Below are 25,286 nucleotides of genomic sequence, written 5' to 3' on the forward strand. Positions count from 1 at the left end.
AGATCCCGTGACGTCGCTCGGCGGGATCGTCCTCGCCAACCTCGCGATGGTGGCGGCAACCGTCGTCCAGCTCTCGGCCGGGATCGGCTTCGGGCTGGTGGGCGCGGCCCTGCTGCTGGCGGTGGACCCGCGCCTGGTCCCTGTGCCCTTCGCGGCGGCGGGGATGGTGCTGCTCTTCGGCCAGTGGCGGGCGGACGCGGGATCGGTGCCGCGGGGGATGCTGGCGCCTTCGGTCACGGGCGTCGTGGCGGGAACCCTCGCCGGCATGGCGCTGGCCGTGCTCTGGCCGGAATGGGCGTCGCGCCGAGGCTATGGCATCGTGATCCTCGTCGCGGTGGCGCTGTCCCTCGCGGCCCCGCCGCTGCGGCCCACGGCGCCGACGCTCGGCGCCGCCGCGCTCGTCTCCGGCGTGATGGGAGGATTCGCGGGCGTGCACGGACCGTTGATGGGGCTGGCTGTGGCCGGGCTGAACGCACAGGCCGTGCGCGGCTTCCTCGGCCTCTTCTGGCTCATCGCCTACGGCACGATCCTGCTCGCCGCACTTCCGGCGGGGCGGATCGCGCTTGGCGACCTCTGGATGGCGTCGGCGCTGCTCCCCGGCCTCGCGATCGGCGCCCTGCTGTCCGGCCCGGCCCGGCGCTGGCTGCACGGGCCGCGGCTGCGCGCGGCGATCCTGCTCCTTGCCGCGACCAGCGGCCTCGCCCTCGTGGTGGCGGAATGAGCGCGCTCCGCCCCGCGCGGCCGGAGGAAGTCGAGGCGATCGCCGCGCTGACGGAGCGGGCCTACGCCCACTACGTCCCGATCCTCGGCCGCCGCCCCGCGCCGATGGATGACGACTTCGCCGCCCGCGTCGCGGCCGGACAGGCCTATGTGCTGGAGCGGAACGGCGCCATTGTCGCGCTCGCCGTCATCGAGGATCACGGTGATCATCTCTGGATCGACAATCTGGCGGTGGACCCGGCACTGAACGGCCAGGGCGTCGGACAGGTGCTGCTCGCCTTCTGCGAGGCCGAGGCGCGGCGTCGCGGCTACCGCAAGCTCGGCCTGCTCACGAACGAGCGCATGACGCGCAACAGGGCGATCTACGCGCGGTACGGCTTCACCGAGACGGAGCACCGGGAGGTAAACGGGTTCCGCCGCGTCTACATGCACAAGCTGCTGGAGGACCGGCTAGGCAACTGACCGCGCCTAGCGATCCGTCGGCCGCGCCGCCGCGAACATCTCCGTCACCTGCGCGTAGTCGCGGTAGCCGCAGCGCGCGATCGTCTCCGCCAGCACCGTGTCAAAGCGCCCGTCCCGGAGGACGCGCGGGTCGATATGCACGCCCACCACCTCGCCGATGGTCAGGATGTTGCCGGTCGGGCGGCCCTCCGCGTCGGGCAGCGCCACGCTCTGCACCACGCGGCACTCCAGCGCGGCGGGGCTGGCGGCGACGCGGGGCGGGCGGACCCGCAGGCACGGGGCGGTCTCGATCCCCGCGGCCTCGAACTCGCTGATCCCTTCCGCCTGGTCGCCTGACGAGGCGTTCATCGCGTCGAAGAGCGGCCGGGTGGTGAGGCTGCACACGAACTCGCCGGTCGCGCGGGCATTCGCGGCGCTGTGCTTCAGCCCCTCGCTGCCGAAGCAGACCAGCGGCGGGTGGTTCCCGATCATGTTGAAGTAGCTGTAGGGCGCGAGGTTCGCCCGCCCCTGCGTGTCGAGCGTCGAGATCCATCCGATCGGGCGCGGGGCGATGATCGCCTTGATCGGGTCGTGCGGAAGGCCGTGGCCGAGGCGGGGTTCATAGAACATCCCGCCAGGGATAGCGCCGGGCAGCCCGCCCGGGAACCGTGCGCCGCGATGCTCAGTCGCGCGCGGGAGGATCGCCGGGTGGGCGCGCCTCGCCGCCGGGCGGCCGGCGCCGCCGCGCGAAGACGCTGAGAAACTCCAGTCGCTGGAACAGGACGAGGCCCGCGACGACCAGCCCCAGGACGATCACCCAGGTCATCGGCGATTCGAACATCGACGATCCTTTCTCCGCGGTACGCAGCGGAGCAACGCGGCACGGTCGATGAAGGACATGGTGGAGGAGCGGATCAGCCGGAGACGCCTGGACCACCCCCGTTCCGCTCAGGCGCCCAGCACGGTCGCCAGCGCTTCGGCTGCCAGGTCCAGCGGCACGACATGGCCTCCGGCGAACTCGCGATAGGTCACCTCGTAGCCGGCGCGGCGAAGCGGGGGCACGAGCCGTCGGCTGCACCGGTCGATCGGCAGCACGCGGTCCTCGACGCCGTGCGACACGAAGATCGCGGGCCGGCCCACCGGCGCGCCGGGGGCGGCGAAGCCGGGCGAGAAGGCGAGGATGTGCGTGAAGAGGTCGCCATTGCCGAGCCCGAGCGTGAGCGCATAGGAGGCGCCGTCCGAGAAGCCGGCCACGGCCAGCCGCCGCGGATCGACGCGGCAGCGCCGGAACACGTCGCGCAGAGCGCTGTCCAGGCGGGCGACATCGGGGCCGAAGCCGCCCGAGATCACGTCCCAGGTCCGGCCGCGGCTTTCGGGAAGAAGCACGAGCATGCCGGCAGCGGCCTGCTCGATCAGCCGGTGCGTGCCGGCGGCGTCACCGCCGGCGCCATGGAGCATGACCACCAGCGGCAGGATGGCGTCGGGCGGGGCTTCCGGCACGATCAGAAGCCCGTCGCGGCCGCCCCCTGGCGCGAGAAGATAAACGCCCGGTGCAAGGACCTCATTCGCGTGTCCCTCGCCCGGCCGCGCCAGCAACCGTCCCCGTCCGGCCGCCTCGTGCGGCGTCATGCGCCCCAACGATGCCAGGCCATGACGACGGACCCGGCCGGGCAGGGTGGACCAGCGGGCATGAGCTCCCTCCCGAGCGAATGGTCAGCGGCGAAGGCCGGCCTCGGACGACGACGCAACCGCGCCCGTCCCGCGGACGCTCTCCGCGGGCGTTCATCTTGGAGGCAGCACCGCCATGAACAAGCGCGACGACATCGGTCACGACCCCGGCGATTCCGTGCCGCCGGGCGTGGCGCCGAAATACCCGCCGCCACTGACCGCCGAGGATCTGAAGATCAAGCGGAAGCTCGAGGAACTCGGCGGACGCGGCGACAGCGACACATCGCGCCCCGACCATCCGCAAGGGCAGGCCGAGACCACGGGGCCGGAGAAGCGCGGCGCCTGAGCGCGCTCGCCCGTCTTGCCCGGGCGTCGCGGATCCGGCCTCCGCGATGTCCTAGCGCCCGCCCTGCGCCTCCTGCCGGCTCCGTTGCGCGGAGGGTGCCGCACGACGTGCCGGCGCCGCGGTCCCGCCGCCGCGCAGCATCCGCTCGCAGCGGTCATCCTCCCCGATGCCGAGCTGGATGCTGGGCAGCAGCGCGGTGAGCGGGGCGACCAGTGCCGCCAGTCCGCCCGCGGCGCCGCCGCGCGCGAGCGTCTCGTCCAGCTCCGGCGCCACGTTCGGATTGCGGAAGGTGCCGTCCACCAGGAGGGAGGACGGCTGCGCGGTGGCCGCAGGGTCCTTCGCATGGCTGCGCAGCCGGAGGCCGATCCGCTCCCGCCCCAGGTCGATCGCGCCGGCCCCGAGCATCAGCACCTCGGCCGTCTCCAGCACCAGAACCCGGCTGGTCAGCGTCCCCCGCTCCAGCGCGAAGTCGCCGAGGAAGCACCCCACCGCGGTCCGCCCGGGAATGCCGAGCGCCGAGACCACCGCATTCCCCAGCCGCGGCCCCGCCAGATCCGCCAGCAGGGTGGAGAGCGTGCCGTTCCCCATCGTCGTGAGCGTCAGCCCGCCAGTCCCGTTCGCCAGGATGGCGGCGAAGGAAGCCCCGGTGCCGTCGAGGCGCGCGCGGCCGCCAAGGATACCCGGTCCGTCGGAAGCCTGGGTCGCCTGCATCAGCCGCGACACGTCCAGCCGCTGGAACTGGGCGTCCGCCACGGCGTGCAGCTGGTCGTTGTCCTGCGGTGTGAGCTGGATGTTGCCCTCGATCTGTCCCCGCCCGACGCGCAGGGCGAGCGGGCGAAGCGTCACCACCCCGTCCCGCACGTCCATCTCCGCCCGCAGGCCGTCGAAGGGGGTGTTGCGACCGACGACACTGTCGGCCCTATAGGAGAGGCGGAGATTGGCCGCGTCGAGCCTCGGAAGGTTGAAGGGCTCGTCCGGCACCACCCGGGTCCGCGCCTGGTTCCGCGCCTGCTCCTGCCGCTGCCGCGCCGTCTGCACGGGGGCGGGGCGCCGCGGCGGCTCCTCCCCGAGGAGGCCGCCGAGGTCGGCCAGGTCCACGCGGCTGGAATAGAGCTCCGCCACCACGTCGGGCTTGTCCTGCCGGGTGACGGTGACGGTGCCGGTCAGGTCGGACTGGCCGACGCGGCCCTGGAAGTCGCGGAAGCGCACCCGCCCCTCCGCGTAGTCGAGCTGGCCCGTCACCACGTAGTTCGGCGTCTTCGGGATGGTCACGCCCGTCAGGGGCTGCAACAGCGCCATGTCGGGCCCGCGCAATTCCAGCCGCACATCGGCCCCCGCCAGTTGCAGGGGGTTGCTCAGCGTCCCGCGCAGGGTTGCGCGCGTGGGCCCGTTGGCGAGCTGCATCTCGACGGGCCAGGGCCGCCCCGTCTCCTGCAAGGCGAGGAGGGCGCCGCCGAGTGCAGTGCCCGTGATGCGCTGCCCGGCATAGGTGCCGATCGCCTCCACCGCGACGCGGGGTTCCGGCCCGCTCTCGTCGCGGGTCGCGACCTTGAGGTTGAAGTCGGCACGGAGATTCGGGATGACCACGCGCGCGTTGCCGTCCGCGATCCGCAACACCCGGATCTGCGGCGCGGCCATCGGCCGGGACTCCGCGGGCGCGTCCCCTTCCCCGGCGGGCTGGACGGGATCGAAGCTGTAATTGTTGCCCCCATCCTCCCGCGCGATCACCTGGAGCACCGGGCGCTGCACCTCGACCAGCGGCAGGATGATCTCATTCCGCTGCCAGTAGGCCATCACATCGACCTGGGCGGTCAGGCGCTCCGCCTCGGCGAAGGGGGCCGGCGCCTCGAATCCGTCGGGATTGTCGATCCGCACACGGTCGGCCGAGACCGTGGTGATCCGCCCGAGGCTCACATGGAGATGCGCGATGTGGACCGGGCGCCCGAGCACCGCGGAGGCGCGCCGCTCCACCATCGGGACGAACCAGTCCCAGTTCCAGAAGGCCACGACGAGGCCGATCGCCACCACGGGAATGCCGGCCCAGACCAGCCAGCGGGGCACCCGTCGCTCCGCCATGGCCCCCTCCCGCGCACCGACCGAAACGCCTTGAAGTATCACGTCACCCGGGGTCTGGCCGAAAGCGGGGTCCCGCTTCGCAGTGTCGTGAGCGGCTGCCGGCGGACAAAGGAGCCCTGGCCGGCGGCAACCCGCCCCCGGCATGCCCGTTGCGCTGGCGAACGGCGGCACGGGGACGACAGGATGCTCGGGACGGCCTGGGCGTTGATCAAGGACGCGGCGAACGGCTTCATGGAGCACGAGGCGATGACGCGCGGCGCCGCGATCGCCTGCTACACCCTCTTCTCCATCACGCCGCTTCTCGTCGTCTCGATTGCCATCGCCGGCTATTTCTTCGGCCAGGACATGGTCAGCGGCGCCGTCAGCCAGCAGGTCTCCGGCCTCGTGGGCCGGGAGGGCGGCGCGGCGGTCGAGGCGATGGTGAAGGGGGCCGCCAACAGCGAGACGAAGGGCTTCGCGGCCCTCGTCAGCATCACCTTTCTCCTCATCACCGCCTCGGGCGTCTTCGCGGAGCTGCAGACGGCGCTGAACGTGATCTGGCAGGCCGAGGCGAAGCCCTTCTCCCCCGGCGCCCTCGTGCGCGCGCGGGCGCTCTCCATCGGCCTCGTCGCCGCCACCGGCTTCCTCCTCCTCGTGTCCCTGATGGTCAGCGCGGCGCTCGAGGCCTTCGGCGGATGGCTCACCGGCTTCATCCCGGCGATCGAGATCCTGCTGAAGCTCGTGAACTTCCTCGTCTCCTTCGGGATGGTCACCGCGCTCTTCGCCGCGATCTACAAGATCCTGCCGGACCGGCACCTCACCTGGCGCGACGTCGGCGTGGGGGCGGCGATCACCGCCTTCCTCTTCACGATCGGGAAGACGCTGATCAGCTGGTACATCGCGACCTCCGGCACCTCCTACGGCGCGGCCGGCGCGCTCGTGGTCGTGCTCCTCTGGGTCTACTACTCCGCCCAGGTCTTCCTGCTCGGTGCCGAGTTCACCCGCGCCTGGGCCATGCGGGAGGGCGGGTGGCGCGCCGCGATCCAGGCGCGCCGTCTCCAGGTCGGCGCCGACGCGCCCTGACGGCGGCGCGAAGCCGTCCTATCTTCGGGGCATGGCCGGAACCGCCGTCCCCGACTTCTTCTTCCGCTTCCCAATGCGCCCGATCCGCGCCACGACGCTGGACGGCGCCCTGGCCGAGCCCGATGCGCCGCCCCTCGTCATGCTCTTCCTCTGGGGCATGAACTGCCCGAACTGCGACGTGGCGAAGCGTGCCATCCTCCTCGCCCCGGACCGCTTTCGCTGGCCCGAGCTGCGCTGGATGCACACGAACGTCTACGACGACGCCGACATGGCGACGCGCTTCGGGCTGCACGGCGTCCCGGCCTTCTTCCTGTTCCGCGGCAGCCGCCGGATCGGGCGCATCACCGGCTGGCCGGGATCGGACGAGTTCTGCGCGGCCGTGGAGCGGGAGATCGCCCGCGGCGCCGCCGCCCCGGCCTGAGGGGGTTCAGGGCGGGTCCCGCCAGCCCGGCATGCCGAGCGGGACGGACGGCATGATGACTGTCGGCGGCCGCTCCCCCGGGGTCAGATCGGCCGGGGGGACGCCGCAGTCGGGCCGCAGGGCGCCGCAATCCCAGCGATAACCGTCCGGCCGCCCGGCAACGGACCCGCCCCGCTCGAAGTGGCAGCGACAGGCCCGGCCGGCCATGCAGGCCAGCGCCCCCTCCCGCACCGCGTTGCAGGCAGGAATTGCCTCCACCTGCGCCAGCGCGGGCGGGGCGAGCAGGAAGGGGAGAAGCAGGAGCGCACGCATGGCCCGAGAAGGCAGCCGAACCGGTTAACCACTTCTTGCCGCGGACGCCGTCAGGGCGGCCGGGGACGACCTGGCAGGCCGCGCGGAACACCGGGAGCCGCTGCCTCCCGGACCCTCCGCCGGGGGGCAGACGTGCCCCCCGGACCCCGCGATCAGGGAGGAGCGCGGCCGGGATCAGCCGGCGCCGGGTGCCCGCCGCGTCGCCTCGGCCGCCGCGGACGGCACCGGCAGAGGGCGGACCGACGACAGGGCCTCGACCAGGATGCCCTCGGTCAGGATCTGCGGCAGCACCACCGGTCCCCCCTCCCGCCCCGGCGGGTAGAGAAGGTAGAGCGGCACCCCCTCCCGCCCCTCGGACCGCAGCAGGGCGGAGATGGCCGGATCGCCCCGAGTCCAGTCCCCGGTCAGCACCGCCACGCGGCCGCGGGAGAAGGCCTCTCGCACCGCGGGGCTGGCCAGGGCCACCCGCTCGTTCACCTTGCAGGTGATGCACCACGCCGCGGTCAGGTTGACGAAGACCGGCCGCCCCTCCGCGCGCAGCGCCGCCACGCGCTCCCCCGACCAGGCATCCGCCGTCTCCACGGCCGTCGCCGGCGCGGCCGAGAGCCGCGGCAGCAGCGCGAGCGCCGCGATGACCGCCACCCCCGCCACCGCCTTGCCGAACCGCCATTCCGCCGCCTGCGCAACCCCCAGCGCCCAGGCGCCGAAGCCGATCAGCACCGCGCCGGCCAGCAGCGCCAGCAGCCCGTCCGGCCCGGCCTGCACCGACAGCACCCAGGCGAGCCACGCCGCCGCGCCATACATCGGAAAGGCCAGCGCGCCCCGCAGCCGCTCCATCCAGGCGCCTGGCCGGGGCAGCAGCCGCGCGAGGCCGGGCGCCACCGCGAGCAGCGCCAATGGCGCCGCCATCCCCAGCCCCATGGCCCCGAACACCCCCAGCGCCGACACCGCCGGCATCGCCAGCGCCGCCCCGATCGCCGCAGCCATGAAGGGCGCGGTGCAGGGCGTCGCCACCACCACCGCCAGCACCCCACCGCCGAAGCGCCCCCACAGGCCGGAGGAGAGCGCCCCGCCGCCCGAAGGTCCCCGCACGGCGTAGACGCCGGACAGGTTCAGCCCGATTGCCAGCATCAGCCAGGCGAGCGCCGCCACGAACGCCGGTTCGGTGAACTGGAATCCCCAGCCGGCAGCGTGGCCGGCCGCCCGCAGCCCGATCAGCGCCCCACCGACCACCAAGAACGTCACCACCACCCCCGCTGCCGCGGCCCCTGCCCCGGCCCGCACCGCCCCGCGAGAGGCGCCGGACAGCCGCACCAGCCCGAGTCCCTTCATCGCGAGGACCGGGAAGACGCAGGGCATGAGGTTCAGGATCAGCCCGCCCAGCGCCGCCAGCAGCGCCGCCTGCCACAGCGGCATCCCCGGTGCCGCCGGCACCGGACCGGGCACCGCCGACACCGCATAGGCCGCCCGCACCCCCGCCGCATCCGTGACCGCGACGACGCCCGAGAGCCGGTCCGGCACCCGCGCCGCGCCGCGCGCGAGCGCCAGGGTCAGCGCCCCCGTCCCGACGGACAGCGCCTGCGGCACCGCGTTGTCGATCACCCCCGGCGCGTCAGGGAAGAAGAACGCCTCCCGCACCGCGCCCGGCCGAAGGTCCGCGCCCGCCAGCTCGATCGCGCCGCGCGTGCCGGCGAAGCCCGCCCGTACCTGGAAGGGCGCGGCGACCGGCAGCGACGACTCGGCCGTGCGGAACAGGGCGGCCAGGACCGGATCGGGGCGCGTCGCGGCCTCCACCGGGATGTCCAGGCGGAAGGCGCCCTCCTCGGGGATGCAGACCTGCTCGCAGACGAGCCAGCGGGCCGTCCCCTCCACCGTGTAGAGGCGCCCCGGCTCCGCGTTGGCCGGCACCGTCACGGCGAGGGGAAAAACGGCCTCCCCCGTGTAGCCGAAGTTCACCAGCGGCCCGTAGGGAATGCGCCGCGGCGCCGGGAAGGCCATCGCGCCGGCCGTGCCGCCATCCGGCAGGGAGAGCTCCAGCGACGGTGGCTCCCCCGCATCCCCCGGATTGCTCCAGTAGGTATGCCATCCCGGGGAGAGCGCGAGGCGCAGCCCCACCCGCAGCGTCGCCCCCGGCGCTACCGCGGCCGCATCGGCCACCAGCGTCGCGCGGGCGCGCGGTGAGGCGACGGGCTCGCTCTCCAGCGCCCGCGCGGAGAGCGGGGCAAGGAGCGCCAGCAGGAGGAGGAACGCGCGCATCGGCCCCGTCCTAGGGCCGATGCCGTCCCGCCCGCAACGGGCGGGTCAGGCGCTTGCCCGATCCAGCTCCGCGATGTCCTCCGCCCCCAGCCGGATCTCCGTCGAGCGGACGAGGCTCTTCAGCTGGTCGAGGTTCGTCGCGCTGGCGATCGGGGCCGTCACCCCCTCCCGCGCGATCACCCAGGCGAGCGCCACCTCGGCCTGGCTCGCCCCCACCCGCGCGGACACCTTGTCCAGTGCCGCCAGGATCGCGTCGCCGCGCGGCGTGAAGTACTTCTCTACCCGCGCCGCGCGGCTCCGCCCCGCCGCGTCCGCCTTCGACCGGTACTTCCCGGACAGGAAGCCGGAGGCGAGGCTGAAATAGGTGATGACCCCGATCCCCTCGCGGAGGCAAAGGTCGCGCAGCGGGCCGTCGAAGCTCGCGCGGTCATAAAGATTGTATTCGGGCTGCACGCTCTCGTAGCGCGGAAGGCCCTTCTCCCGCGCCGTATCCAGCGCGGCCTGGAGCTGCGGCGCATCGAAGTTGGAGCAGCCGATGGCCCGCACCTTGCCCGCCTGGATCAGCCGTTCATAGGCGCGCAGGGTGTCCTCCTGCGGCACCTCCGCGTCGAAGCGGTGGGACTGGTACAGATCGATGCGGTCCGTGTTCAGCCGGCGCAGTGAATCCTCGACCGCCCGCTCGATCCAGCGGGGCGAGAGGCCCTTGCGGTCCTCGCCGAGGTCCATCCCGACCTTCGTCAGGATGAGCACCTTCTCCCGCTTGCCGGGACTCGCGCGCAGCCAGTTCCCGATGATCGTCTCGGACTCGCCGCCGGTGTGGCCGGGCACCCAGCGGGAATAGACGTCCGCCGTGTCGACGGCGTTCAGCCCGGCGTCGACGAAGGCGTCCAGCAGCGCGTGGCTCGTCGGCTCGTCGGCCGTCCAGCCGAAGACGTTGCCGCCGAAGACGAGGGGCGCGATGGAGAGGCCGGTCCGGCCGAGCGGGCGCATCTGCATGGGGGGCGATCCTGTCGGGTGCGGCGCCAGAGGTAGGCCCCCGCCCCCGCCCTGCCCAGGGGCTGGCCCCGGCCCCTGAGGCGACCTCCCCTACGGCCGTTTGACAAGCCGCCCCGCCGAACCGAGACGGCGGGGCGATGGACCTGCCCGAACTTCCCGTCACCGAGGCTCTGCCGACGCTGCTGAACGCCCTGCGCGCCGGGCCGAGCGCCGTCCTCGTCGCCCCACCCGGCGCCGGCAAGACCACCCTCGTGCCGCTCGCGCTGATGGAGGAACCCTGGGCGGCAGAGGGAAAGATCCTCGTCCTGGAACCCCGCCGCGTCGCCGCCCGCGCCGCCGCACGCCGCATGGCGGACCTGATCGGGGAGGGCGCGCCGGGCGGCACGATCGGCCTCGCCACTCGGCTGGACCGCGCCGTCTCCGACCGCACGCGGGTCGAGGTGGTGACGGAGGGCCTGCTCGTCCGCCGCCTGCAATCCGATCCCGAACTGGCGGGCGTCGCCGCCGTCCTCTTCGACGAGGCGCATGAGCGCCACATCGACATCGATCTCGGCCTCGCCCTCTGCCTCGACGTGCAGCGCGGGCTCCGGCCGGAGCTGCGCCTGCTGGCCATGTCCGCCACCCTGGACGCGGCGGGCTTCGCCGGCCTGCTCGGCGGCGGCCCCGACGCGCCGGTCATCGAGAGCGCCGGCCGCGCCTTCCCCGTCACCGTCACCCACCGCCCGCGCGAACTGGCCGATGCCCGCGACCTGCCCGAGGCCATGGCCGGCGCCATCCGCGAGGCCCTGCGCGCCTATCCCGGCGACGTGCTCGCCTTCCTCCCCGGCTGGGGCGAGATCCGCCGGACGGCCGAGCGCCTGGGCGGCCTCGACGCCGAGGTCCTGCCCTTGCACGGCGAGATGCCGCCGGCCGAGCAGGACCGCGCCCTGAACCCCTCGGACCGGCGCAAGGTCGTGCTCGCCACCTCCATCGCGGAGACGTCGCTGACCGTCCCCGGCGTGCGGATCGTGGTGGATGGCGGCTTCCGCCGGGCGCCGCGCCTGGACGCCGCCACCGGCCTGACCCGGCTGGCCACGATCCGCATCTCCCGCGCCGCGGCCGAGCAGCGCGCGGGGCGCGCCGGCCGCACCGCGCCCGGCGTTGCCATCCGCCTCTGGACCGAGGCGCTGCACCGCGGCCTTCCCCTCGCCGACCGGCCGGAGATGCTGGAGGCGGAACTGTCCGGCCTCGCCCTCGACTGCGCCGCCTGGGGCGCCGACCCGCGCGCCCTCTCCTTCCTCGACCCGCCGCCGGAGGGCGCGCTCGCCGCCGCCCGCACCCTGTTGCGGGATCTGGACGCCCTGGACGCGGAGGGCCGGATCACCCCTATCGGCCGCCGCATGGCCCGGCTCGGCGCGCATCCCCGCCTCGCCCGGACCATGGTGGAGGCCGGCAACGCCGGGGAGGCCGCGCTGGCCGCCGACCTTGCCGCCCTGTTGGAGGAGCGCGACCCCATCCGGGACCGCGACGCGCCCTCCGACCTGCACCTGCGCCTGGACCTGCTGCGCGGCGGCGATCACCCGCACGCGGACCGCGCGACGGTCGGCCGCATCCGCCGCACCGCCTCCCTCCACCGCCGCCGCCTTTCCGTGCCCGAGCGCACCGCGCCGGAGGGCGACCCCGCCACCCTACTCGCCGCCGGCTTCCCCGACCGCATCGCCGCCCGCCGCGGCACGATGGAGGGCGCCTTTCGCCTCGCCTCCGGCCAGGGCGCCCGGCTGACGGCCACGGACCCGCTCCGCAAGGCGCCGCTGCTCGCCGTCGCCGCGCTGGAGCTCGCGGGGACCGAGGCCCGCATCCGCATGGCCGCCCCCCTGGACCGCGCGACCCTGGAGGCCCGCTTTCCCGACCGCTTCGCGCGGGAGGAGGTGACGGAGTTCGACGCCCGGGCCGGCGCCGTCACGGCCCGCCGCCGCCTGCGCTTCGGCCCCCTGGTGCTGGAGGAGTCCACTCTCCCCCACGCCGACCCGGCCGCCGTCGCCGCGGCCCTGGCCCGCGCCGCCGCGGACCGGGGCTTCCGCGACCTCGATTGGACGAAGGGCGCCACGCAGCTCCGCGCCCGGCTCCGCTGGGCCCATGCGACGGAGGGCACGCCCTGGCCGGACGTCTCCGATGCGGCGCTCGCGGCCACCGCCGGGGATTGGCTGGGCTCCCACCTGCACGGCTTGTCCCGCTTGTCGGAACTGCGCGGCCTCGACCTCGCCGGCATCCTGCAGGGCCTCGTGCCCTGGGAACTGCGTCGCCGCCTCGACGCCGACCTGCCCGCCCGGGTGGACCTGCCCGGCGGCCGCTCGGCGGCGATCGACTACGACCGGGAGGTCCCGGCGCTGGAGGCCCGCGCCCAGCACCTTTTCGGCCTCGCCGCACCGCCGCCGCTGATGGGCGGGCGCATCCCGCTCCAGGTCTCCCTCCTCTCCCCGGCCGGGCGGCCGGTGGCGGTCACGGCGGACCTGGCCGGCTTCTGGCGCGGCGGCTGGGCGGAGGTGCGGCGGGAGATGCGGGGCCGATACCCCCGGCATCCCTGGCCGGAGGACCCGACCATCCCGGCCTGAACGGCCCGGCTTGAACAGGACGGCCCGGCACCCTCCTTATGGAGGGAGAAGAACTGGACCGGATTCGACCTCCTCCATGCCAAATGCCCTCCCGCGGCGCCTTGCCCTGCTCGGGACCGGGGCCCTCGCCTTTGCCCCGCTGGCGGCCCGCGCGCAGCGCGCCGTCCTGCCCGACTTCGCCGACCTCGCCGCCGCCGTCCTGCCGGCGGTCGTGAACATCGCCGTGACGGGGGAACAGAACGCCCAGCTTCCGCCCGAACTGCGCGGCACGCCCTTCGAGCGCTACTTCCGCGAGCGGCGCGGCCGGCAATCCGTGCAGGGTGCGGGATCGGGCTTCGTCATCGATCCCACGGGCTACATCGTGACGAACAACCACGTGGTCGGTTCCGCGGCGCGCGTGGTCGTCTCGCTGCAGGACGGGACGGAGCTTCCGGCGCGCGTGGTCGGGACCGACGAGCTGACGGACCTCGCCCTGCTGAAAGTCGAGTCCCGCACGCCGCTCACCGCCGTGCCCTGGGGCAGCACGCCCGTGCGCGTGGGGCAGTGGGTGATGGCGGCCGGCAATCCCTTCGGGCTCGGCGGCACCGTGACCACCGGCATCGTCTCCGCCCGGGGGCGCGAGATCGGGGCCGGGCCCTTCGACGACTTCATCCAGACGGACGCCGCGATCAATCCCGGCAACTCCGGCGGCCCGCTCTTCAACACGGCGGGCGAGGTGATCGGCATCAACACCGCCATCTACTCCCCCTCCGGCGCCTCCGCGGGCATCGGCTTCGCGACGCCCTCAGATCTCGCCCGCGGCGTCATCGAGCAGCTGCGCCGCGACGGGCGGGTGGAGCGCGGCTGGCTGGGCGTCGCGGTGCAGGATTCCGGCAACGACGCCCCGCGCGGCCGGCGCGGCGTGCAGATCCAGAACGTGGAGCGCAACTCCCCCGCCGCCCGTGCCGGGCTGCGGCCGGGCGACCTCGTCACCGCGCTGAACGGCAGCCAGGTGGAATCCTCCCGCGCGCTGATCCGCACGGTGGCCGGCGTCACGCCGGGGCAGAGCGTGCGGCTCTCCCTCGTGCGGGACGGGCGCACGCAGGACGTCTCCGTGCAGGTCGGCCGGCGGCCCGCCGGGACAGGCACGAGCACGACCCCGTCCCGGGAGCAGTGACGTGATCCGCCGCGCCACCGTCATCGCCCTCGGTGCCCTGGCCGCGGCGCCCGCCGCCGCGCAGCCCTCCTTCGACTGCCGCCGCGCGAGCGGCGGGGTGGAGGCGGTGATCTGCGCCAATCCCGCGCTGTCCGCGCTCGACCGGGACCTTGCCACCGCCTACCTCCGCGTCGGCGGGCAGCCGGGCGTGGCCGAGGCGCAGCGGGCCTGGATCGCCCAGCGGAACCGGGACTGCGCGCGCCCGGCGCGCGAGACGCCCGCCGCCTGCCTGCAACGCCTCTACGGCGAGCGGCTGGCCGCGCTGCGCCCCGCCGCCCCGGCCGCGACTGTCCCGGGCGAGAAGGACGCCCTGACCGGCAACTGGCGGCCGGTCGGCGGCAACCGCACGGGGCAGCTCGCCCTGGAGCCGCTGCGGGACGGGCGCTGGCGCGTGCGGATGCGCGTGGCCGTGCAGGGCCAGCCCGGCGCGTCCTGCGACGGGGACTGGATCGCGGCCGCCCGCCCGGACGGCGCCCTGGCCGGCCGCGCGGCCGGAGAGGGCGGCGATCCCATCGTCATCCGGCCGGCCGGGAGCGAGCTGGCGGTGTCGGCCCCCTCCGATCACGGGTATTGCGGCCCCGCCGGGGATTTCGCCGGCCGCTGGGCGCGCTGAGCCCCCTCGCGGGCCCGGTCTGGCAACCGGCCCGTCCCCGCGTCATTCTCCGGCAAAACCGGGAGTAAGCCTGTTGCGCATCCTGCTGGTCGAGGACGACCCCGAGGTGGCCCGCTTCGTGAAGAAGGGGCTGACCGAGGCCGGCCACGCCGTCGAGCACCGCGACAACGGCCGCGACGGCCTGCTTCTGGCCGCGGCCGAGCCCTTCGACCTGCTCGTGCTGGACCGGATGCTGCCGGGCGGCGTGGACGGGCTGCGGCTGGTGGAGACGCTGCGCGCCCAGGAGAACCGCACCCCCGTCCTCTTCCTCACGGCCATGTCGGCGGTGGACGAGCGGGTGCGCGGCCTGAAGGCGGGCGGCGACGACTACCTGACGAAGCCCTTCGCCTTCGCGGAGCTGCTGGCGCGCGTGGAGGCGCTCGGCCGCCGTCCGACCGCGGAGGCGCCGGCGACGAAGCTGCGCGTCGCGGATCTGGAGCTCGACCTTCTCTCGCGCTCCGTCACGCGCGGCGGCAAGCGCGTGGACGTGCAGCCCCGCGAGTTCCGCCTGCTGGAGCACCTGATGCGCCATGCCGGGCAGGTGGTGACGCGCACGATGCTGCTGGAGAAGGTGTGGGACTACCACTTCGACCCGCAGACGAACGTCATCGACGTGCATGTCTCCCGCCTCCGGCAGAAGCTGGACCGCGGCTTCGACAAGCCGCTGATCCACACGATCCGCAACGCCGGCTACATGATCCGCGCCGAGGATTCGGCGTAGGCCCAGCCCATGCGCCAGGTCGCCGAGGAGGCGCGGCGCGTCGGCCCGCTGCGGCTGGTGGACAGCGCCGGCTTCCGCTTCGCCATCTTCTTCGCGGTCATGTTCCTGCTGGGCGGCGTCGCCTTCTCCGCCATCGTCTGGTGGAACACGGCGGGCGGGCTGGACCGGCAGACCGACACCATCATCCGCGGCAGCGTCGCCGCCCTCATCGAGCGCTACAACCAGGATGGGCGGGAGGGCGTGATCGAGGCGATCCAGTCCCGGCTGGAGCGCGCCGACGACCAGGACCTCTATCGCCTGACCGACCGGGACGGCGTGCCGCTGACCGGCAACCTCACCCTCACGCCCGAGGAGCTGGAAGGGCCGGAGCCCGAGGGCGAGTTCCGCTGGACCCGCATCCCCATGATGCGGGAGGGCGAGCGGACCGAGGCGCGGCTCTACCGCCAGGACCTCTCGAACGGCGACCACCTGATCGTCGGCCGCGACGTGGAGGAGCGGCTGCGGCTGCGGGAGCTGCTGGCCGGCGGCCTGGCCTGGGCGGCCTGCGCGGCGGGCGTGCTGGCGCTGGTCGGCGCGCTGCTGCTGCGGCGGGCCCTGGAACAGCGCCTGCGCCCCGCCGCCGATACGGTCGCGGCCATCGCCCAGGGCGACCTCGCTCACCGCGTTCCGATGACGGGCCGGGAGGACGAGTTCGACCGGCTCGGCGGCACGATGAACGCGATGCTCGACCGGATCGCGTCCCTCATGGCCGGCATCCGCGGCGTGTCGGACGCGATCGCGCACGACCTTCGCACCCCGGTCGCCCGCGCCCGCGGCCGGCTGGAGGAAGCGCTGGCCCGGTGCGACGATCCCGTCGCCATGCGCCGCGCGATCGAGCAGGGCGTGGCCGACCTGGACGGCATGATCCGCCTGCTCGGCGCCGTGCTGCGCATCGCGGAGGTGGAGGCCGGCGCCCGCCGCGCGGCCTTCACACCCTTCGACCTCGTGCCCGTGCTGGCGGACGCGGCGGAGCTCTACACACCCTCCGCCGAGGCGCGGGACGTGGCGCTGGACTCCGCGCTGCCGGACTCCCTGCCCCTGACCGGTGACCGCGACCTGCTGCTGCAGGCGGTCGCGAACCTCCTCGACAACGCGGTGAAGTTCACCCCGGTGGGGGGCCGCATCGCCCTCTCCGCCGAGGCCACGCCGGAGGCCATCCGGATCACCGTGGCCGACGAGGGTCCCGGCCTCTCCCCCGCCGAGCGGGCGCGGGCGGGGGAGCGGTTCTTCCGCACGGACTCCGCCCGGACGACGCCGGGCTACGGGCTGGGCCTGTCTCTCGTCCGCGCCGTGGCGGGGCTGCATGGCGGGGAGCTGCTGCTCGGTGACGCCCGGCCAGGGGAATCCCCGCCCGGCCTCGCCGCGACCCTCGTGCTGCCGCGGACGGAGGAGGAGTGATGCGCGACGGCGGCCCCCCCGCCCCGCTGCCGATGGCGCTCGCCGGCGCCTCGGCGCTCGCGACGGGGATCGGGCTGGCGCGCTTCGCCTACGTCCCGCTCTTCCCCGCCATGGTGGCCGCGGGATGGGTGGATGGCGGGGAGGCCGGGCTGCTCGGCGCGGTGAACTTCACCGGCTATCTCGCGGGGGCGCTGCTGGGGCCGCGCTTCGGCCGGGCCTGGGGGGTGCGGGGCGCGCTCGATGCGGCGATGGCGCTCGCCATCGCCTCCTTCCTCGCCTGCGCGATCCACTGGGGCTTTCCCTGGCTGGCCGGCTGGCGCGGCCTGGCGGGGCTGGCGGGCGGGGTGCTGATGGCCCTGGCCGGGCCGGCCGTGCAGGCCGCCACCCCGCCGGAGCGGCGCGGGACGGCGTCCGGGATCGTCATCTCGGGGGTCGGGGGCGGGGTGGTGATGGCGGCGCTGCTCGTCCCCGCCCTGCTCGGCCTCGGCGGCGTATCCGGGACCTGGGGCGGGCTGGGACTGGTGGCGGCGGGGCTCTGGGCCTTCGCCCGTCCGCGCTGGCCGGCGCCCCCTGCACCCGCTGCCGCGGCGGCCTCGGCCGCTCCGGCCGGCCGCACGGGCCGGCTGATGCTCGCCTACACGCTCTCCGCGGCGGGCATGGTGCCGCCCATGATCTATCTGGCGGACCTCGCCGCCCGGGGACGGGGGCTCGGCGTGGCGGCGGGGGGGCTCGTCTGGGCGCTGTTCGGGCTCGGCGCGCTGGCCGGCACCCTGCTCGGCGGCCGGGCGGCGGACTGGGTCGGAGCGCGGCGGGCGCTGATCCTCTGGATGGCGGCGCAGGTGCTGGCGCTCGGCCTCGCGCTGCTGCCGCACGCGGCGGCGGTGCCACCGGCGGCACTGCTCTCCGGCTTCTCCGGCGTCGGCGTCAGCGCCGTGACGCTGGCGGCGGTGCGGGCCGCGGTGGGGTCGGCCGCCGGGGCGCTCTGGTCGCGCGCGACCGCGCTCTACGCTCTCGCTCAGGCGCTCACGGGCTACGGCCTCGCCTGGCTCTTCGCCCGTGCGGGCGAGGCGCACGCGCCGGTCTTCTGGGTCGGGCTCGGGTTCAGTGTCGCGGGGCTGGCGGTCGCCCTCGCCCCTGCCCGCGGGGCGCGGCCCGCGGCCTGAACCGCGCCCAGCGGAAGGGCTGCCGGGGCCGCCACGTCCGGCCCCGGGAGAGAGGGAGGCTGGGCGGGACCCGCCGGATGGGGACGGGCCCCGCCCGGTCCGGCCCACGGGAGGAGGGTTCCGCGACCCGGACAGGGTTCCGGGATGATGGCGCCGACGCGTTGACGCTCCGTTGCCGCCAGGGGGCGAGATCGTGCCACCCCGGCGCCACCTTGGGGCCGCTGTCGCGTTGCAATGGGCAGCCATACGGCACGCCGACCAACGCAGGAGGATTCGATGACCCGCCGTCCGGTATTGACCCTTGCCCTCCTCGCCGGGATCGCCGCTCCCGCGCTCGCCGGCTGCGTCGCCGGCCCCTATGACGTGGCCTACGGGCCGGGCTGGGGTCCGGGTTATGACGCGCCCGCCTATTACGTCGCGGCCCCGCCGTCCCGGCCCTACTGGGAGCCGGCGCGCTACGAGGGCCGGCGCGATCGGGACTGGGACCGGCGTTACGACCGCCGCGCCGAGCCCGCGCCGCGCCGCTGGCGGGATCGTGATGCGGGCTACGCGGATGCGGGCCGGCCCGGCCGGGCCCCGACGCTGGAGCAGCGCGCGCGCCGGGGCGAACAGCCCAACCAGACCGGCCTCTGGGGTGGCACGATCGGGACGCCCGGCAACTAGCCTCCGGGTCCTGGCCGGCGCGTGACCGCCGAGGTGGGGCCCGTTGCCGGCTGCTGCTCTGACGGCCGGATTGGCGCGCCCGCGCAGGCCGATCAAGATTCGGGGCTCCCGCCCCTTGGTTCGCGCGCACGGATGTCGCATCCGTGCGGCACGGCCGAGGAGAGAACGCCCCGCCATGCCCGACGCGCCCGATGCGCCGCCCCCCACCGACGCGCGCCTGCCCCTGGCCGGCCTGCGCGTTGTCGAGTTGGGCCACTACATCGCCGCCCCCTTCGCGACCCGCCTCCTGGCCGACCTCGGCGCCGAGGTGATCAAGGTCGAGCCGCCCGAGGGCGATCCGCACCGCGACTGGGGCGCGCGGCACAACGGGCATGCGGTATGGTTCTCCATCCACGGCCGCAACAAGCTCTCCGTGACGCTCGACCTGAAGAGCGAGGAGGGAAGGCGCCGGGTGAAGGCGCTCTGCGCCCGCGCGGACGCGCTGGTGGAGAACTTCCGGCCCGGCTACCTCGAACGCATCGGCCTCGGGCCGGAAGCGCTGCACGCCGACAACCCGCGCCTGGTGATCGCGCGCGTCTCCGGCTACGGCCAGGACGGACCCTACCGCGACAAGCCCGCCTTCGGCGCGATCGGGGAAGCCATGGGCGGCCTGCGCCACCTGACCGCCAATCCCGGCCAGACCGACCTGCCGCCGCCGCGCTGCGGCGTGTCGATCTCCGATGACCTGGCGGGGATGTACGCGGCGCTCTCGCTTGTCTCCGCCTGCTGGGGGCGCGACCGGGCGCCGGACGGCAAGGGACGGGTCATCGACCTCGACCTCGTCTCCTCCGTCTTCTCGCTGATGGAGGGGATGCTGCCGGAATACGGCATCCTCGGCCGGGTGCGGCAACCGCACGGGGCCGCGCTGCCCTCCGCCGCGCCGACCAACACCTACCCCTGCGCGGACGGGAAGTGGTTGGCGATCGCGGGCAACTCCGACCTCATCTACCGGCGCCTGATGACGCGGATCGGCCGCGCCGATCTGGCCGACGACCCGCGGATGGCGACGAATGCCGGCCGCTGCGCCCATGCCGGCGAACTGGACGGCGCCATCGCCGACTGGACCCGCACCCTGACCGCCGCCGAGGCGCAGGCGGCCATGGAGGCGGTGCAGGTCCCCTGCTCCCGCCTCTACGACATGCGGGACTGCGTGGAGGACCCGCATTTCCAGGCCCGCGAGCTCGTCATGGAGGTGCAGGACCCGCTGATCGGCCCCATCCTGCATCCCGCCGCCCCCTTCCGCTTCGACGGGCTGCCGCCGCGCGACATGGTGCGCTGGACCGGCCCTGCCGTCGGGGCGCACAACGCCTATGTGTTCGGAACCCTGCTGGGAGAGAGGACGCCATGATCGGCAAGGCCACCATCTCCGACGTCGCGCCGCGCGACGGGCTGCAATCCATCGGCCCCTTCGTGCCGACGGAAACGAAGATCGCCCTCGTTCGCGCCCTCTACGACGCGGGCGTCAGGCGGATGGAGATCGGCTCCTTCGTCTCGCCGAGGGCCGTGCCGCAGATGGCCGACACGGGCGAGGTGCTGCGCGCCGCGCTGGCGCTGGACGGGCTGGAATCCACCGTCCTCGTCCCCAACCGCAAGGGCTACGAACTGGCCGCCGCCTCGGGGGCGCATCGGCTCGGCCTCTTCATGTCGGTGACCGAGAGCCACAACAGGTCGAACCTCAACCGCACGCGGGAGGAGTCCTTCGACGACCTCACGGACATCGTTCGGGACGCCACCGCCGCGGGGCTGAAGCTGCGCTTCAACCTGTCCTGCTGCTTCCACTGTCCCTTCGAGGGCGTGGTGCCGGATTCCGAGACGCTGGACTGGGTGGAGCGGGTCATCGCCCTCGATCCCACGATGGAGATCGCGCTCGCGGACACGACCGGCAACGCCTCCCCGGACCAGGTGCGGCGGCTGTTCGAGATCGTTCACCGGTCCTGGGGCCTGCGCTTCGCCTTCCACGGGCATGACACCTACGCCATGGGCGTCGCGAACACGGCCGCCGCCTGGGAGGCCGGCGTGCGGATCTTCGACTCCGCGGCCGGCGGGCTGGGCGGCTGCCCCTTCGCCCCCGGTGCCACCGGCAACGTCGCGACCGAGGACGTGGTCTGGATGTTCCGCCGCATGGGCGTGGAGACGGGGATCGACTGGAACAGGCTGCTGGCCGCCGCCGATCTGGCGGCGCAGGTGCCGGGCGGCACGCCGGGAGGGCGGTTGCGTGGCGTGCCGGCGGTGCGGCGGGCGGCTTAAGCAAAGCCAGGGGAACCTATTTCCCCCGGCAAACGTATACGCTTGGCCCATCTATTTTTTCCAGGCTGCCGCGGAATGGATGACAGCCCGCACGTGGGTGGCTACTCCGCCGTGGCGCCTGACGTGCGGACCACCTCGGCCCACTTGGCCACCTCCGCCCGCAGATAGGCGCCGTAGCCGGCGCGATCCATCGCGGCGGGCAGGAAGCCCATCGCGTCCAGCCGCGCCCGCATCTCCGGCGCGGCCAGGGCGCGGTTCACCTCCGCGTTCATCCGCTCCGTCACCGCCGCCGGCGTGCCCGGCGGCGCCATCAGCGCGAACCAGGTCAGCGCCTCGAAGTCCGGGAAGCCGGACTCCGCCACCGTCGGCACCTCCGGCAGCGCGGGATCGCGCCGCAGCCCGGTCACCGCGATCGGCCGGATGCGTCCCTCCCGCACCAGGGGAAGCGCTGGCGGCAGCGAGGTGCTGCCCACCGGCACCTGCCCTGCCACCACCGCCGTCACCGCCTGCGCGGGCCCGAACGGGACGTGCTGCATCTCCGCCCCCGCGCGGGAACGGAAGAGCAGCTCCATCCCGAGATGCGTCGTCGTCCCCGTGCCGGAGGACCCATAGTCCAGCCCCCGCGTCCGGGCCGCCGCGATCAGCTCCGCGAGCGTGCGCACCGGAAGCCGCTCCGGGTTCACGGTGATGAGGTTCGGCGTGCTGGCCAGCAGCGCCACTGGCTCCAGGTCCACCAGGGCGTCGTAGCCGGCGTTGCGGTACAGGCTCGGGTTCACGGCGTAGGCCACCGAATGGGCCAGGAAGACCGATCCGTCCGGCGCCGCCCGCCGCACCGCGACAGTCGCGATGTTGCCGCCCGCGCCCGGCCGGTTCTCCACGATCACGCTCTGTCCCAGGGACGGCGTCAGGGACTGGGCCAGCGCCCGGCACAGCACGTCCGTCGCCGCTCCGGGCGGGAAGGCCACCACAATACGGACCGGCCGGTCCGGCCACTGCGCCCACACCGGCCGCGCGGGCGCGAGAAGGGCGGCGCCCAGCAGGCGGCGCGTGATGGCGGTCATCTCGGACGATCTCCCCCGGCGCGATCTCCTTGGCGCCGGGGGAGAGGATGCGATGGAGCCCCGCGCCGGCGCTACTGGTTCAGCGTGATGTTCTTCTCCCGGATCACGACCGTCCAGCGGTCGAGGTCCGCATCCATCACCGCCTTCAGAGCCGTGCCGTCGCCGCCCACCGGGATGGCACCCTGCTCCACGAAGCGGTCGCGGATCTCCGGCACCGCCAGCGTCTGCCGCACCGCCTCCTGCAGCCGCGCGACCACGGCCGGCTCCAGCCCGCGCGGGCCGAGAAGCCCGTACCAGTAGGACGAGGTGAAATCGATCCCGAGCTCCTTCAGCGTCGGCACGTCGGGCAGGGACGGGATGCGCCCGCCCGGGGTGGAGATGGCCAGCGCCCGCAACTGCCCGCCCTGGATCGCGCCCATCACCGTCGGCGGCGCTGCCGGCAGGATGGAGACGCGCCCCGCCAGCAGGTCGTTCAGCGCCGGTCCCATGCCGCGATAGGGGACATGCGTCATCCGCGCGCCGGTCAGGTCCTGCAGCACCTCCGTGTAGAGATGCGGGGAGGAACCGGCGCCCATCGTGCCGTAGAAGACGCCGTCCGGCCCCCGCTCCCGCGCCATGGCGATGAACTGCCGCAGGTCCCGCGCCGGGGAACTGGCGGGCACCGCGAAGATCACGGCGTAGTCCACCAGCAGCGACACCGGCGTGAAATCCGTCCGCACGTCGAAGCCGAGGTTCGGGTAAAGGGGCGGCGCCGTCGCGAGCGAGTTCTCCGTCAGCAGCAGCGTGTAGCCATCCGGTGGGGAGCGGACGACCGCCTGCCATCCCACCACGCCGCCGCCGCCCGGCCGGTTCTCCACCACCACGCTCTGCCCGAGCGTGCCGCTCATGTGCTGGGCGAAGACGCGCGCGACGAAGTCCGTCGTTCCGCCGGGTGGGTAGGTGATGATGATCCGGATGGGCCGCTGCGGCCACGGTCCAGCGGGGGCCTGCGCCGATGCGGGGCGCGCCAGTGCCGGCAGCGCGAGCGTCGTCCCGAGAAGGGTCCTGCGTCCGATCATTCTTGTTTCCTCCCTGTCCCGTCTCAGCGCTTGGGTGCGCCGGGGGGTGGCTCGTAGGGGATGCCCTCCTCCGCCATGCGCCAGATCTGGCGGGCGGCGCGGGTCTCCTCCTCCTCCACGATGTGGCCGGCCAGGCCGCCGGAGCGCGACACCACGGCGATGCCGCGCATGATCACCGGCGGGATGCCGATCTCCAGCAGCAGCGCGGCGATGGCGCCGGTGGCGTTGATCGTCAGGTGCCGCCCGGCCTGCCGGTCCAGTTCCGCCGAGAGGTCCTTCAGCAGCGGGACGAAGCGGTTTGCCAGCCCGCACTCCTCCGCCACGCGGAACAGGCGCGGCGGGCGGGGATCGTCGGGCTTGTGGAAGGGGTGGCCGAAGCCGGGCATGGGCTTCTTCGCCGCGCGGTGCGCCTCGACCGTCTGGCGCAGGAAGGCGGCGGGATCGCTGGACGCGGCGGCCCCCTCCAGCAGCCGCCCGCAGCCCTCCATCGTGCCGGCGAAGACATCGCCCACCGCCAGCAGCCCGGCGGCGATGGCGATCTGCACCTGCCCCGGCGCGCTATCATGCGCCAGGCGGGTGATGAGCGAGGTGGGCGTCCAGCCATGCTCCATCAGCGTGACGAGGCAGGCATCCAGCACCCGCGCCTCCTCCCGCGAGGGGAGCCGATCCTTGATGAGGAGGTAAAGCACCTCCGTGAAGCTGTATTTCCCCATCAGCTCGTTGACGAGGTCGTAGCCCCGCACGGTGATGCTGGTGGTGTCGGATGTGGCGATGTGCGTCCGCACGTCGCGGGGTGCGAGGCTCACGTGGTGGCTCCCGACAGGTCGATGAGTTTCGTCTTGTACTCGCTGCGCGCGATGCTGCCGTGCGGGACGAGCGAGACGCGCAGGGACACGATCAGCTTCGCCCGCACCGCCTTCTCGATCGCCTCCGCCAGCGCAGGATCACCGGCGGTGTCAGGCGGCAGTTCCACGTCCACGGGCAACGGCGGTTCCTGTGCGACGCCGCGCTTCGTCGGCCGCACCAGGATCGGCCCCGCCACGCGCGGGGCGAAGGTCGCCACCACGTCCCGGATCGCGGAGGGAAAGACGTTTACCCCCCGCACGATCAGCAGGTCGTCCGTCCGCCCGATGCATCGCACTCGCGGCGTCGTCCGCCCGCACTCACAACGCGAGGAATGCCAGACGACATGGTCGCGGGAGCGGAAGCGCAGCAGCGGCGCCGCCTCCCGCGTCAGAGCCGTATAGACGAGCTCCCCCGTTGCGCCGTCCCGCTTCTCCACGGGCTGGCCGGTTGCGGGGTCGATCAGCTCCACATGGACGTGGTCACCGCCGTTGAAGTGCATCCCGGCCTGCGCGTCGCACTCACCCCAGAGGGAGATGGACACGTCGCCGATCCCCATCGCCTCACACAGCTTCACGCCGAAAGCCGCTTCCAGCCGTGCTCGCGTCGCGGCCTCGCCGCCGCCCGGCTCGCCGGCGACGCAGATGCGGCGCAGGCCGAGGCCGTCGGGCGCGATGCCCTGCGCGGTCAGATGCTCCGCCAGATAGGCGGCGTAGGACGGCGTGCAGAGCAGCGCCTCCGGCCGGATGAGCTGCATCGCCCGGACCAGCCGCGCCGTGTTCCCCGTGCCGACGGGGATGTGGCAGACGCCCAGCGCCGCCAGCGTGTCCAGCGCCGCACCCGCGACGAAGGGACCGGCATTGTAGGTGCTGACCACCCGCATCCCCGGCCGCAGCCCGCCCGCGTAGTAGGAGCGGGAGGACATGGTGATCCAGCTGTCCAGGTCCCGCCGCGTCACCGGCATGTAGCAGGGATCGCCCGTGGTGCCGGAGGTCGAGAAGACCCGCACCACCGTCGCCGGATCGGCCGCCAAGTGCCGGCCGAAGGGCGGCGCCTCCGCCTGGGTGGCGCGGATCTCATCCTTCTCGGTGAAGGGCAGCGCCGGCAGGTCGTCCAGCCCCCCGACCACCGCCGCGTCGGCGAAGCCCGCCGCGCACAGCTTGTCGGCATAGAAGGGGGAGCGCTCGAAGAGGTAGGCGACCTGCCGCCGGTAGGTGTCGCGATCGCGGGCGAACTGGTCTTCCGGAGACCGTGTCTCGACCTCCGGGGCCAGGATGGGCCCGCGCTCGGCGGCCATGCCGTCCATCGCTTCCTCCTT

The 25,286-nt window shown here is 74.1% G+C and carries 25 protein-coding genes; 14 read left to right on the plus strand and 11 right to left on the minus strand.

The genetic code is table 11. The features are described from left to right. Positions 1 to 7: 7 nt before the first annotated feature. Together ACP6CK_RS11835 and ACP6CK_RS11840 are read left to right on the plus strand one after the other, a co-directional pair. On the plus strand, positions 8 to 721 hold the full coding sequence (locus ACP6CK_RS11835; RefSeq protein ID WP_426959147.1) for a TSUP family transporter: 714 nt from the start codon (positions 8 to 10) through the stop codon (positions 719 to 721). Continuing rightward, complete coding sequence (locus ACP6CK_RS11840; protein ID WP_426959149.1) at positions 718 to 1,182, plus strand: GNAT family N-acetyltransferase; 465 nt, start codon at positions 718 to 720, stop codon at positions 1,180 to 1,182. The genes ACP6CK_RS11835 and ACP6CK_RS11840 overlap by 4 nt, the downstream gene beginning before the upstream one ends. Positions 1,183 to 1,188: 6 nt before the next feature. Here ACP6CK_RS11840 and ACP6CK_RS11845 read toward each other — a convergent pair whose 3' ends face one another. The 3 genes from ACP6CK_RS11845 to ACP6CK_RS11855 all read right to left on the minus strand — a co-directional run bounded on the left by ACP6CK_RS11845 (position 1,189) and on the right by ACP6CK_RS11855 (position 2,790). Next, on the minus strand, positions 1,189 to 1,791 hold the full coding sequence (locus ACP6CK_RS11845) for a flavin reductase family protein (protein WP_426959150.1): 603 nt from the start codon (positions 1,789 to 1,791) through the stop codon (positions 1,189 to 1,191). A gap of 52 nt (positions 1,792 to 1,843) precedes the next feature. Next, positions 1,844 to 2,002 (minus strand): hypothetical protein, encoded by a 159-nt coding sequence (locus ACP6CK_RS11850; RefSeq protein ID WP_426959151.1) that lies wholly within the window; start codon positions 2,000 to 2,002, stop codon positions 1,844 to 1,846. Positions 2,003 to 2,109: 107 nt separating this feature from the next. Then, positions 2,110 to 2,790, minus strand: a complete 681-nt coding sequence (locus ACP6CK_RS11855) for an alpha/beta hydrolase (protein ID WP_426959152.1) — start codon at positions 2,788 to 2,790, stop codon at positions 2,110 to 2,112. A 175-nt stretch (positions 2,791 to 2,965) separates the two neighbouring features. Here ACP6CK_RS11855 and ACP6CK_RS11860 point away from each other — a divergent pair, with 175 nt between their 5' ends. Next, a complete protein-coding gene (locus ACP6CK_RS11860) occupies positions 2,966 to 3,175 on the plus strand; it encodes a hypothetical protein (protein ID WP_426959153.1) in 210 nt (69 codons plus the stop codon). A gap of 51 nt (positions 3,176 to 3,226) precedes the next feature. Here ACP6CK_RS11860 and ACP6CK_RS11865 read toward each other — a convergent pair whose 3' ends face one another. After that, positions 3,227 to 5,251, minus strand: a complete 2,025-nt coding sequence (locus tag ACP6CK_RS11865) for an AsmA family protein (protein WP_426959154.1) — start codon at positions 5,249 to 5,251, stop codon at positions 3,227 to 3,229. A gap of 183 nt (positions 5,252 to 5,434) precedes the next feature. Between ACP6CK_RS11865 and ACP6CK_RS11870 the strand changes: the two genes are divergently transcribed. Both ACP6CK_RS11870 and ACP6CK_RS11875 read left to right on the plus strand, forming a co-directional pair. After that, positions 5,435 to 6,313 (plus strand): YihY/virulence factor BrkB family protein, encoded by an 879-nt coding sequence (locus ACP6CK_RS11870; protein ID WP_426959155.1) that lies wholly within the window; start codon positions 5,435 to 5,437, stop codon positions 6,311 to 6,313. A 31-nt stretch (positions 6,314 to 6,344) separates the two neighbouring features. Further along, positions 6,345 to 6,734, plus strand: coding sequence for a thioredoxin family protein (locus ACP6CK_RS11875; RefSeq protein ID WP_426959156.1), 390 nt, complete (start codon positions 6,345 to 6,347; stop codon positions 6,732 to 6,734). 6 nt (positions 6,735 to 6,740) lie between these two features. Here the strand turns inward: ACP6CK_RS11875 and ACP6CK_RS11880 are convergent, their stop codons facing one another. The 3 genes from ACP6CK_RS11880 to ACP6CK_RS11890 form a co-directional block, all read right to left on the minus strand. Further along, on the minus strand, positions 6,741 to 7,046 hold the full coding sequence (locus tag ACP6CK_RS11880) for a hypothetical protein (RefSeq protein ID WP_426959157.1): 306 nt from the start codon (positions 7,044 to 7,046) through the stop codon (positions 6,741 to 6,743). Positions 7,047 to 7,220: 174 nt separating this feature from the next. Further along, positions 7,221 to 9,302 (minus strand): protein-disulfide reductase DsbD family protein, encoded by a 2,082-nt coding sequence (locus tag ACP6CK_RS11885; protein ID WP_426959158.1) that lies wholly within the window; start codon positions 9,300 to 9,302, stop codon positions 7,221 to 7,223. 45 nt (positions 9,303 to 9,347) lie between these two features. Continuing rightward, positions 9,348 to 10,298: an aldo/keto reductase gene (locus tag ACP6CK_RS11890; protein ID WP_426959159.1), complete on the minus strand. Its 951-nt coding sequence runs from the start codon at positions 10,296 to 10,298 to the stop codon at positions 9,348 to 9,350. Between the two features lie 137 nt (positions 10,299 to 10,435). On the opposite strand from ACP6CK_RS11890, the gene hrpB reads away from it, so the two are divergent. The 9 genes from hrpB (at position 10,436) to ACP6CK_RS11935 (ending at position 21,006) form a co-directional block, all read left to right on the plus strand. Then, positions 10,436 to 12,889, plus strand: a complete 2,454-nt coding sequence (gene hrpB / locus ACP6CK_RS11895; protein ID WP_426959160.1) for an ATP-dependent helicase HrpB — start codon at positions 10,436 to 10,438, stop codon at positions 12,887 to 12,889. Positions 12,890 to 12,965: 76 nt separating this feature from the next. Then, positions 12,966 to 14,045, plus strand: a complete 1,080-nt coding sequence (locus ACP6CK_RS11900; protein WP_426959161.1) for a trypsin-like peptidase domain-containing protein — start codon at positions 12,966 to 12,968, stop codon at positions 14,043 to 14,045. 1 nt (position 14,046) lies between these two features. Continuing rightward, positions 14,047 to 14,697 carry a lysozyme inhibitor LprI family protein gene (locus tag ACP6CK_RS11905; RefSeq protein WP_426959162.1) on the plus strand — a complete coding sequence of 217 codons (651 nt, stop codon included), beginning with the start codon at positions 14,047 to 14,049 and terminating at the stop codon, positions 14,695 to 14,697. 73 nt (positions 14,698 to 14,770) lie between these two features. Then, a complete protein-coding gene (locus tag ACP6CK_RS11910; RefSeq protein WP_426959163.1) occupies positions 14,771 to 15,457 on the plus strand; it encodes a winged helix-turn-helix domain-containing protein in 687 nt (228 codons plus the stop codon). A 9-nt stretch (positions 15,458 to 15,466) separates the two neighbouring features. Beyond that, complete coding sequence (locus ACP6CK_RS11915; RefSeq protein WP_426959164.1) at positions 15,467 to 16,894, plus strand: ATP-binding protein; 1,428 nt, start codon at positions 15,467 to 15,469, stop codon at positions 16,892 to 16,894. After that, entirely contained in the window at positions 16,894 to 18,057 is a 1,164-nt protein-coding gene (locus ACP6CK_RS11920) for a YbfB/YjiJ family MFS transporter (protein ID WP_426959165.1), read from the plus strand. Before ACP6CK_RS11915 ends, ACP6CK_RS11920 begins: the two co-directional genes overlap by 1 nt. A 276-nt stretch (positions 18,058 to 18,333) precedes the next feature. After that, complete coding sequence (locus ACP6CK_RS11925) at positions 18,334 to 18,720, plus strand: hypothetical protein (RefSeq protein WP_426959166.1); 387 nt, start codon at positions 18,334 to 18,336, stop codon at positions 18,718 to 18,720. A 175-nt stretch (positions 18,721 to 18,895) separates the two neighbouring features. Then, positions 18,896 to 20,107, plus strand: a complete 1,212-nt coding sequence (locus tag ACP6CK_RS11930; RefSeq protein ID WP_426959167.1) for a CaiB/BaiF CoA transferase family protein — start codon at positions 18,896 to 18,898, stop codon at positions 20,105 to 20,107. Next, positions 20,104 to 21,006, plus strand: a complete 903-nt coding sequence (locus ACP6CK_RS11935) for a hydroxymethylglutaryl-CoA lyase (RefSeq protein WP_426959168.1) — start codon at positions 20,104 to 20,106, stop codon at positions 21,004 to 21,006. Before ACP6CK_RS11930 ends, ACP6CK_RS11935 begins: the two co-directional genes overlap by 4 nt. A 101-nt stretch (positions 21,007 to 21,107) precedes the next feature. On the opposite strand, the gene ACP6CK_RS11940 is transcribed toward ACP6CK_RS11935, so the two are convergent. From ACP6CK_RS11940 to ACP6CK_RS11955, 4 genes are all read right to left on the minus strand, one after another. Then, positions 21,108 to 22,067 carry a tripartite tricarboxylate transporter substrate binding protein gene (locus ACP6CK_RS11940; protein ID WP_426959169.1) on the minus strand — a complete coding sequence of 320 codons (960 nt, stop codon included), beginning with the start codon at positions 22,065 to 22,067 and terminating at the stop codon, positions 21,108 to 21,110. Positions 22,068 to 22,138: 71 nt separating this feature from the next. Beyond that, the gene (locus tag ACP6CK_RS11945; protein WP_426959170.1) at positions 22,139 to 23,125 is read right to left on the minus strand and encodes a Bug family tripartite tricarboxylate transporter substrate binding protein; all 987 of its coding nucleotides are present in this window, start codon (positions 23,123 to 23,125) and stop codon (positions 22,139 to 22,141) included. 23 nt (positions 23,126 to 23,148) lie between these two features. Continuing rightward, entirely contained in the window at positions 23,149 to 23,931 is a 783-nt protein-coding gene (locus ACP6CK_RS11950) for a citryl-CoA lyase (protein WP_426959171.1), read from the minus strand. Continuing rightward, complete coding sequence (locus ACP6CK_RS11955) at positions 23,928 to 25,274, minus strand: phenylacetate--CoA ligase family protein (protein WP_426959172.1); 1,347 nt, start codon at positions 25,272 to 25,274, stop codon at positions 23,928 to 23,930. The genes ACP6CK_RS11950 and ACP6CK_RS11955 overlap by 4 nt, the downstream gene beginning before the upstream one ends. Between the last annotated feature and the right edge of the window lie 12 nt (positions 25,275 to 25,286).

This window comes from Muricoccus radiodurans, from assembly GCF_050154705.1.
Classification (GTDB): Bacteria; Pseudomonadota; Alphaproteobacteria; order Acetobacterales; family Acetobacteraceae; genus Roseomonas; species Roseomonas radiodurans.

Coding starts and splice junctions, on each gene's coding strand:
- ACP6CK_RS11890 (WP_426959159.1), bottom strand. CDS start 10,298: ATGCAGATGCGCCCGCTCGGCCGGACCGGCCTCTCCATCGCGCCCCTC.
- ACP6CK_RS11925 (WP_426959166.1), top strand. CDS start 18,334: ATGACCCGCCGTCCGGTATTGACCCTTGCCCTCCTCGCCGGGATCGCC.
- ACP6CK_RS11845 (WP_426959150.1), bottom strand. CDS start 1,791: ATGTTCTATGAACCCCGCCTCGGCCACGGCCTTCCGCACGACCCGATC.
- ACP6CK_RS11880 (WP_426959157.1), bottom strand. CDS start 7,046: ATGCGTGCGCTCCTGCTTCTCCCCTTCCTGCTCGCCCCGCCCGCGCTG.
- hrpB (WP_426959160.1), top strand. CDS start 10,436: ATGGACCTGCCCGAACTTCCCGTCACCGAGGCTCTGCCGACGCTGCTG.
- ACP6CK_RS11935 (WP_426959168.1), top strand. CDS start 20,104: ATGATCGGCAAGGCCACCATCTCCGACGTCGCGCCGCGCGACGGGCTG.
- ACP6CK_RS11945 (WP_426959170.1), bottom strand. CDS start 23,125: ATGATCGGACGCAGGACCCTTCTCGGGACGACGCTCGCGCTGCCGGCA.
- ACP6CK_RS11865 (WP_426959154.1), bottom strand. CDS start 5,251: ATGGCGGAGCGACGGGTGCCCCGCTGGCTGGTCTGGGCCGGCATTCCC.
- ACP6CK_RS11940 (WP_426959169.1), bottom strand. CDS start 22,067: ATGACCGCCATCACGCGCCGCCTGCTGGGCGCCGCCCTTCTCGCGCCC.
- ACP6CK_RS11855 (WP_426959152.1), bottom strand. CDS start 2,790: ATGACGCCGCACGAGGCGGCCGGACGGGGACGGTTGCTGGCGCGGCCG.
- ACP6CK_RS11840 (WP_426959149.1), top strand. CDS start 718: ATGAGCGCGCTCCGCCCCGCGCGGCCGGAGGAAGTCGAGGCGATCGCC.
- ACP6CK_RS11860 (WP_426959153.1), top strand. CDS start 2,966: ATGAACAAGCGCGACGACATCGGTCACGACCCCGGCGATTCCGTGCCG.
- ACP6CK_RS11955 (WP_426959172.1), bottom strand. CDS start 25,274: ATGGACGGCATGGCCGCCGAGCGCGGGCCCATCCTGGCCCCGGAGGTC.
- ACP6CK_RS11930 (WP_426959167.1), top strand. CDS start 18,896: ATGCCCGACGCGCCCGATGCGCCGCCCCCCACCGACGCGCGCCTGCCC.
- ACP6CK_RS11870 (WP_426959155.1), top strand. CDS start 5,435: ATGCTCGGGACGGCCTGGGCGTTGATCAAGGACGCGGCGAACGGCTTC.
- ACP6CK_RS11875 (WP_426959156.1), top strand. CDS start 6,345: ATGGCCGGAACCGCCGTCCCCGACTTCTTCTTCCGCTTCCCAATGCGC.
- ACP6CK_RS11850 (WP_426959151.1), bottom strand. CDS start 2,002: ATGTTCGAATCGCCGATGACCTGGGTGATCGTCCTGGGGCTGGTCGTC.
- ACP6CK_RS11885 (WP_426959158.1), bottom strand. CDS start 9,302: ATGCGCGCGTTCCTCCTCCTGCTGGCGCTCCTTGCCCCGCTCTCCGCG.
- ACP6CK_RS11920 (WP_426959165.1), top strand. CDS start 16,894: ATGCGCGACGGCGGCCCCCCCGCCCCGCTGCCGATGGCGCTCGCCGGC.
- ACP6CK_RS11915 (WP_426959164.1), top strand. CDS start 15,467: ATGCGCCAGGTCGCCGAGGAGGCGCGGCGCGTCGGCCCGCTGCGGCTG.
- ACP6CK_RS11900 (WP_426959161.1), top strand. CDS start 12,966: ATGCCAAATGCCCTCCCGCGGCGCCTTGCCCTGCTCGGGACCGGGGCC.